Here is a 6,526-nt window from a genome sequence, read left to right on the forward strand (position 1 = left end):
TCTTCTTCTATTATCCACTGCCAGACATTTTTCTTCAATGAAAAATTCAGATTTTTTAGTTATTCTAAAATAATAACCATTTCCAAAAAGTTTTTTACAGGCATAGAAAAACTTATGCTATAATGTAATTAACCATTGCTTTACCGCATTAAAAACCCCACTTCTCTGAAGTGGGGTTTTTTGTCGTCTTTAGTTAGGAATACACTGGATACTCCACCACTTTAACGCAGCACCGCGCCGGGGGTCTGACCTCCGGCGCGGTGCTGCGTTAAAGTCAGGACATAAAAAAACAAGCTCTGATCACTCAGAGCTTGTTTGTATGGGCTAATCCGTTATTATAGTTTTGTAACGTTAGCTGCTTGTGGTCCACGAGCACCTTGTTCTACGTCGAAAGATACTTCTTGGCCTTCTTCAAGAGTCTTGAAGCCTTCGCCTTGGATAGCTGAGAAGTGTACGAATACGTCTTCTCCACCTTCACGCTCGATGAATCCGAAACCTTTTTCTGCGTTGAACCATTTTACTTTACCGTTTTCCATTTTTGTTGCCTCCTAGTGCGTTTGCCACACAATTTGTTACTATTCTTGCTCTAGTGATATCCAGGCGAATCAAGCAGTGCATGTTCTTTCCTTGCATACCGAACAAAAATAATTCTCCCTAAGAATAACAGAAATAATATAATTGTGCAAGCTTTATAAGATTTGGGAAAATTTATCACGATTATAGATTTGCTAAATATCGACCATACTGTTGAAGCAAACAAGTACTCTCGAAAGCATTTCAAAAGACAAGCTGTATATATGATATAATGAATAGAACATGAAAGGGCGTGTCATATTGAAAAGCTCGAGCAGCCTATTTAAGAACGGTCAGACAGTAAGCATAAAAGGAACCGGAGAAGCAGTCACGGTCATGAAGTCCCAATATGTAAAAAATATGAAGAGGTTTTCCTACATTGTAAAAGAGTATCCAAGCACCTTCTATTTCGAGGAAGAGCTAGAAAAACTCTGATTTTACAAATTTAAAAAGCGTGCCAGCTGACGGCGCGCTTATTTTATTTTAGAGACACTATAAGCTTTTCACAAAAATGGAAAGTTCATTTATCCTCTCTAAACGCCCTTTTCCTTCTCCAATACCACATATCGATACCCCATCTACTTTCACGACCTCTTGGCAACATCACCCCATCCTTTTCAGCCAATTACTTTGTACCCACGAAAGCGCCAGCAACCCTCTATCCTCCCTTTTAAACTCGTCCTATTGTACTTATTTCGCGACTCGAAATTTGTCTGAAAGATAGGCAGGATACTCTATTAATTAAATTTAAAATTTTCAGTAAAATGAACTCGAATCTTTTTATATGGAGGAATGATGATGAATATTAAGAGAAAAGTTCTATCAGTTTCTTTATCAAGCATGATGGCACTTGGTGCTGTGACAGCAGTATCACTGCCAGTTGGCGCGGTTGGAAATGGTCCAGGTGCCGGTAATGGAGCCGTACAAACATCGATCCTGCATACATATGAAAGTTTAGTAGATTATCTGAAGACCCAGGATGCCAAACAGGATGCGATGCAGCTTGAGGTAATCGGGCAGACTGTCAAAGGCCGCGATATCTATATGGCTAAATACATTTCAAATCCTGAAAATCCGACTGTCTTATTTTTAACGCAGCAGCACGGGAATGAACAGCTGACAACTGAAGGTGCGATGGAATTCATCAAGCACCTTGGCACTTCCAAGACAAGTGGAGTCCTTGATAATGTTAATATCCTTGTCATTCCTATGCTTAATGCCGATGGTGCAATGGGAGATGTTGACTTCTCACTTGAAGACTACCATGCAGATGGTGACCGCCATCTTACCCGCTATAACGCAAACTATGTGGACCTGAACCGTGAGCATGCTAAATTAACCAGCGAAATGCAGCCTGAAGCAAGGTCCCTTCACGAAAATGTCTTTGCCAAGTATGACATCGATTATATGATCGATCTGCACCACCAGGGAACACTTAGCGAAACGGAAGGCGAACTCGTTTCTGGATCGATTCTGTATCCAACCAACGAGAATGTTAAGCCAGAAGTACTTGAGCGTTCCAAAAAGCTTGGTGCAGTAGTCTATAATGCACTCGAAGAGACCGGATGGGGTCATATCGGCAAATACAATGGCGGCAGCGGCGAGAATATCGGCCGAAACGGCGCAGCTGTGCGATACGATATCTCTACCCTCCTGTTCGAAATGCGCGGCATGTCCGACCACTACATCGAATCCTATGCACTTGGCCAAAAGAGCAACGGCTATCTGATCAAGCAGACAATCGTTACTTTGGATAAAACGGTAAGAGCAATCGCGGATGGTTCTATTGAAAAAGCTGATACAAGCTTCTGGGACACGCTCCCTACACAAAAAAGCAGACAGGGCGAGGAGTCTGACGAATAGCCCCATTTAATAAAATGAAGCAGTGTGATTACAATGATCACACTGCTTTACCTTGTACTATGCAAGCTGTTTTCGTTTATTTTTATTTCGGTACATATTCCGGTCAGCCTCGGAAAACAACTCCGAAAACAAGCCGATTGAAGTTGGCGAGAAAGCAAAGCCTATTGACAGATTGATGGCCATCTCGCCATTCCTTTGATTATGATCGTCTATTCTGCTAATACTCAGGCCAACCAACTGATTTACTTCTTCTCCAGAGGTGTTGTTTATTAGCAAAACAAACTCATCGCCGCCAATTCTTCCTACAGTAACATTTTCCGCAGAAAATTGATCCAGCACCCCTGCTGCCGCCTTAATTAAGGCATCACCAAATTTATGGCCCAGGTTGTCATTAATCCTTTTTAAATCATCCAAATCACATAATAGGATAGCAATGGACGAATCTGTTTCCCTATTGTATTTAGCAAAACAGGACTCTAGGTAGGCACGGTTGTATATTCCTGTCAGTGAATCATGATGCAGCTGGTATTCCAATTCCTGCTGGAGCTTAACCTTATCATCAATATTTCTTAACACTCCCTGGAGAGCAACGAGCTTTCCGTTTTCATATATAGGAGTCGCATATTCCTCAAACCATCTGTATTCCCCCTTTTTATCAACCCATCGCTGCACGATTTCTTTGTTAAAATCGAGCTCGCCATGAATCTTTTTAATAAGTATTTCATAATCATCAGGATGGACTTCATTGAATGGCACATCCGGATCATCAAAAGCACGCTTAATCGATCCCTCACCAAAAAAATGCTCCGCAGAGGGACTAAGGTACTTATAACCTCTTTTGGGATGAAGCTGATAATAATAAATGAAATCCTTCGTGTTCTCGACAACGTGGATAAAATTATGATGCTGCTTCAATAGCTCCTTTTCCCTTTGATTCCCCCTGAAAATGACAAAAGTGATTACCAATATCCCTGCCAGCATCCCGGTGCTCAACCCTGACATAAATTGCGGACTTATCATATGCTGACCCTCTTCTTAAAATATACTATTACAAAAATTTTACAGCAGGCTAAGCGGACAAACAAGTGACTTTTTTACAGTGTTGGACACTCTGCTTCCCTTTTCTAAGAAAAAGCCCCAATCGATGTGCGGAAAGTTTATTTAAAATGGGAGCATGAGATCCGTCCCCTTGGGTGAATGGAATATTTGGAATTTAATGATATATTTCGCTATTATTTGTAAAGATTTTCTATATAATATATTTGGTAGGGCACGGCAATGTTAAGGGTGCTTTATACTCACTTGATTAACATGGAGGGTACATTCAATGGCAAATGAACATGATTTAGTGGCAGATAAAGAGAAACAGAGTATCCCGAAAATCAAAACAGAAAGGAAGGAGGGAGAACCGACCTCCGCTTTCAAAGGGGCTTCATGGGCCGCTCTGTTAGTCGGTGTTGCTGCGTATCTTATCGGCTTGTTCAACGCGTCGATGCAGCTGAATGAAAAAGGATATTACTTCGCCGTTTTAGTATTCGGCCTGTACGCATCAGTCTCCCTGCAAAAAGCAGTTAGAGACAAAGAAGAGGACATACCAGTAACAAGCATTTATTATGGAATCAGCTGGTTTGCACTCATTGTATCTATTCTATTGATGGCTATTGGCCTCTACAATGCAGGAAGTATCATCTTAAGCGAAAAAGGATTCTATGCCATGTCTTTTGTGCTTAGTTTGTTCGCGGCCATAACCGTACAGAAGAACATTCGTGATACACAGAGGGCAAAAGATAGAGATTGAAACACGGAAAGAAGCAGAGGCTCCCTCTGCTTCTTTTGTTATGGTTTTTTGTACAAGAGCCCATATAAGGAATACCTTTGAGAGCTTTAAAGATGGAAGCACAAGAAACGTCCCCGTGCTTCAAAGAAGCGTCCCCATACTTCAATAGGGTGTAATTTGAAAGGATCCTCTGGCTATGCTTCCGAATCCATAGATCTTGATTTGATATTGATCTCCAGGTGGTGCTTTGAGCTCAACTTTAAAGTTCCCTTCGTTTTTGACTTCTGCTTTGTCAAAGGATTCATCCTTCCAGAAGCCCTTTTTAACGATTTCATATCGAATGAAGTCATCTTTTTTTACATGTGTTTGTATTCCCTCGATTATTACACCTGTTTCTCCTGTCGAGAAGGACTCAGTATATCGGATTGGAACATCCACTCCCACATTCCATTTATAAACAGGTATAGCAGCTGATGCAATGGCAGGGTAACTCCACCACATCAGGGAAACGAACAACGATAAAACAGCATTTTTATACATAAAACCACTCCATTGGTGAACGAGCTTCCTATCTCGGACGTACCTTTTACCCTTAGGTTTCACTTCTCTCTTCCTTATTATGTATAAAAAGGAACAGAGGTATGTGTTGGCATAAAGTATCCTATGAAGATGGAGAGGAGAGAACATTATGGGATTTACCGAGATGATTCCAGGAAGAATTTATGCTGGAGGCCGAATTTTCCCTGAGGATTGGCTTTTCGTCCATCAACATATCTCAGCCATTGTGAACCTTCGGACGAAACCTGACCTTCCGCCCTTTGATTTTTCCCAGCGCGTGATGATATGGAAGCCAATAACCATCAGGAAGGCTCCAAGTATCGATTGGGTGGAAGACCTGATGAGGCAAATAAACCGTTTGGTTGACCAGGGGCACCGGATTCTCATTCATGATACTTATGGCTATCAGCGGCTTGGCTTTGTCATTACAGCCTATTTTATGCAGCGCTATCGTTTAGGACGCGATCAGGCACTTCTGGCAGTTCGGCAGATTAAGCCCAACATAGAGCCAACTCCGAATTACATGGCATTGCTCACGCGTTATGAAAAGCACATTGGACTCTGATTAAACAAAGGGAAATTTTAAAAAAGTCTTTTACTCATTATTAAAATGTTTTATAGTGATAAATATAAGATCACTTCAGCAGGTGATGGAGTTCACCTTTAACCGCCTTAAGGCTAATGACTCCTGTCAGTTATACAGTAACTGGCAGGAGTCTTTTTATTTGGGGTAATCTAAGGAATATGGAGGGATGAAAATGGTTTATTTGCTTGTTGGTGCAGCGGGGTTTTTAGGAGCCTCCCTTCGATACGGGATTGGTGTGTTCCTTTTCCATGAAAGTGCGGTATTTCCGTTTGCCACATTGACCGTCAATCTGTTGGGAAGTTTTCTGCTCGCCTGGCTGACAACAGGGCTGCTAATGCGCTATTCTTTGCCTGCAGATGTAAAAACGGCAATTGGTACAGGTTTTGTAGGATCGTTTACCACTTTTTCGACCTTGAGTGTGGAAACCGTCAATCTGCTGCTCCACGGAAGAATTGTTCTCGCCTTAGTTTATATTGCAGCAAGCATCTTTGGCGGGCTATTAATGAGTCGCTTAGGATTCCAGATCCAGAAAGGAGAAGAGGCCGGATGAGTTTCTTTCATGTTTTGCTCGTAGGGACGGGAGGCTTCTTAGGCGCGATTGCCCGATTTTGGTCAACCCAAGTCATTAAAAAAAGAATTGTTTCAAAAGTCCCGGTCGCCACCTTGTTCATTAACTTATTAGGTTCCCTGCTTCTTGGATTCATGGTGGGGTTAGGTATCGATGGAAACCTTTTTCTGCTGCTTGGAACAGGATTCATGGGGGCTTTCACTACCTTTTCAACCTTCAAACTGGAAGGGATTCAGCTCCATATCGATAAAAGAAAAAAGGAGTTCTTCCTTTATAATTTTTTTAGCTATGGAGGCGGAATTCTGCTTGCTTTTATAGGTATTGAATTGGGGATGTTTTTAGGAAGTTTAAGGTAGTCTCTTTAGCAATCACTGCAATATTTACATATCATTTACGTCCGATGGTGCGGACTCCTGATCATCCTCTGTAAAATAAACAAAACCTGGTGAGCAATTACACTTGTTAAATGAGAATAAAGTTTGCAGAAAATAGGTTAATGGATAAACCCCTTGATACATCTGACTTCAATGGCATTTTCCCAATTATTCTTTGAGAATAAAGTTTGCTCAAAGATTTGCTCACTTTCAGCCAAGATTGAACA

9 protein-coding genes and 1 riboswitch are annotated in these 6,526 nt (G+C 41.4%); of the genes, 6 read left to right on the plus strand and 3 right to left on the minus strand.

Annotation, left to right across the window (positions count from 1 at the left end; translation table 11 throughout):
* Positions 1–335: 335 nt before the first annotated feature.
* A complete protein-coding gene (locus tag AC3EBE_RS01725) occupies positions 336–536 on the minus strand; it encodes a cold-shock protein (RefSeq protein ID WP_023626356.1) in 201 nt (66 codons plus the stop codon).
* Between the two features lie 280 nt (positions 537–816).
* Here AC3EBE_RS01725 and AC3EBE_RS01730 point away from each other — a divergent pair, with 280 nt between their 5' ends.
* Positions 817–1,008, plus strand: coding sequence for a hypothetical protein (locus AC3EBE_RS01730; RefSeq protein ID WP_488593305.1), 192 nt, complete (start codon positions 817–819; stop codon positions 1,006–1,008).
* 363 nt (positions 1,009–1,371) lie between these two features.
* A complete protein-coding gene (locus AC3EBE_RS01735; RefSeq protein WP_488593314.1) occupies positions 1,372–2,436 on the plus strand; it encodes a M14 family zinc carboxypeptidase in 1,065 nt (354 codons plus the stop codon).
* 57 nt (positions 2,437–2,493) lie between these two features.
* Here the strand turns inward: AC3EBE_RS01735 and AC3EBE_RS01740 are convergent, their stop codons facing one another.
* A complete protein-coding gene (locus AC3EBE_RS01740) occupies positions 2,494–3,456 on the minus strand; it encodes a sensor domain-containing diguanylate cyclase (protein ID WP_488593306.1) in 963 nt (320 codons plus the stop codon).
* Between the two features lie 307 nt (positions 3,457–3,763).
* Between AC3EBE_RS01740 and yiaA the strand changes: the two genes are divergently transcribed.
* Positions 3,764–4,234, plus strand: a complete 471-nt coding sequence (yiaA, locus tag AC3EBE_RS01745) for an inner membrane protein YiaA (protein WP_488593307.1) — start codon at positions 3,764–3,766, stop codon at positions 4,232–4,234.
* Between the two features lie 141 nt (positions 4,235–4,375).
* On the opposite strand, the gene AC3EBE_RS01750 is transcribed toward yiaA, so the two are convergent.
* Complete coding sequence (locus AC3EBE_RS01750; protein ID WP_488593308.1) at positions 4,376–4,753, minus strand: hypothetical protein; 378 nt, start codon at positions 4,751–4,753, stop codon at positions 4,376–4,378.
* Between the two features lie 148 nt (positions 4,754–4,901).
* Here AC3EBE_RS01750 and AC3EBE_RS01755 point away from each other — a divergent pair, with 148 nt between their 5' ends.
* The 3 genes from AC3EBE_RS01755 to crcB all read left to right on the plus strand — a co-directional run bounded on the left by AC3EBE_RS01755 (position 4,902) and on the right by crcB (position 6,281).
* Positions 4,902–5,336 carry a protein-tyrosine phosphatase family protein gene (locus tag AC3EBE_RS01755; protein WP_488593309.1) on the plus strand — a complete coding sequence of 145 codons (435 nt, stop codon included), beginning with the start codon at positions 4,902–4,904 and terminating at the stop codon, positions 5,334–5,336.
* 72 nt (positions 5,337–5,408) lie between these two features.
* Positions 5,409–5,469, plus strand: a riboswitch (Fluoride riboswitch).
* 60 nt (positions 5,470–5,529) lie between these two features.
* Positions 5,530–5,907: a fluoride efflux transporter FluC gene (locus AC3EBE_RS01760; RefSeq protein WP_488593310.1), complete on the plus strand. Its 378-nt coding sequence runs from the start codon at positions 5,530–5,532 to the stop codon at positions 5,905–5,907.
* Complete coding sequence (gene crcB / locus AC3EBE_RS01765) at positions 5,904–6,281, plus strand: fluoride efflux transporter CrcB (protein ID WP_488593311.1); 378 nt, start codon at positions 5,904–5,906, stop codon at positions 6,279–6,281. Before AC3EBE_RS01760 ends, crcB begins: the two co-directional genes overlap by 4 nt.
* Positions 6,282–6,526 lie beyond the last annotated feature (245 nt).

The organism is Mesobacillus sp., from assembly GCF_057785455.1.

Bases quoted from the DNA above. Each gene is read 5' to 3' on its own strand.
- AC3EBE_RS01755 (WP_488593309.1), top strand. From the start codon at position 4,902: ATGGGATTTACCGAGATGATTCCAGGAAGAATTTATGCTGGAGGCCGA.
- AC3EBE_RS01735 (WP_488593314.1), top strand. From the start codon at position 1,372: ATGAATATTAAGAGAAAAGTTCTATCAGTTTCTTTATCAAGCATGATG.
- AC3EBE_RS01750 (WP_488593308.1), bottom strand. From the start codon at position 4,753: ATGTATAAAAATGCTGTTTTATCGTTGTTCGTTTCCCTGATGTGGTGG.
- AC3EBE_RS01725 (WP_023626356.1), bottom strand. From the start codon at position 536: ATGGAAAACGGTAAAGTAAAATGGTTCAACGCAGAAAAAGGTTTCGGA.
- yiaA (WP_488593307.1), top strand. From the start codon at position 3,764: ATGGCAAATGAACATGATTTAGTGGCAGATAAAGAGAAACAGAGTATC.
- AC3EBE_RS01760 (WP_488593310.1), top strand. From the start codon at position 5,530: ATGGTTTATTTGCTTGTTGGTGCAGCGGGGTTTTTAGGAGCCTCCCTT.
- crcB (WP_488593311.1), top strand. From the start codon at position 5,904: ATGAGTTTCTTTCATGTTTTGCTCGTAGGGACGGGAGGCTTCTTAGGC.
- AC3EBE_RS01730 (WP_488593305.1), top strand. From the start codon at position 817: ATGAAAGGGCGTGTCATATTGAAAAGCTCGAGCAGCCTATTTAAGAAC.
- AC3EBE_RS01740 (WP_488593306.1), bottom strand. From the start codon at position 3,456: ATGATAAGTCCGCAATTTATGTCAGGGTTGAGCACCGGGATGCTGGCA.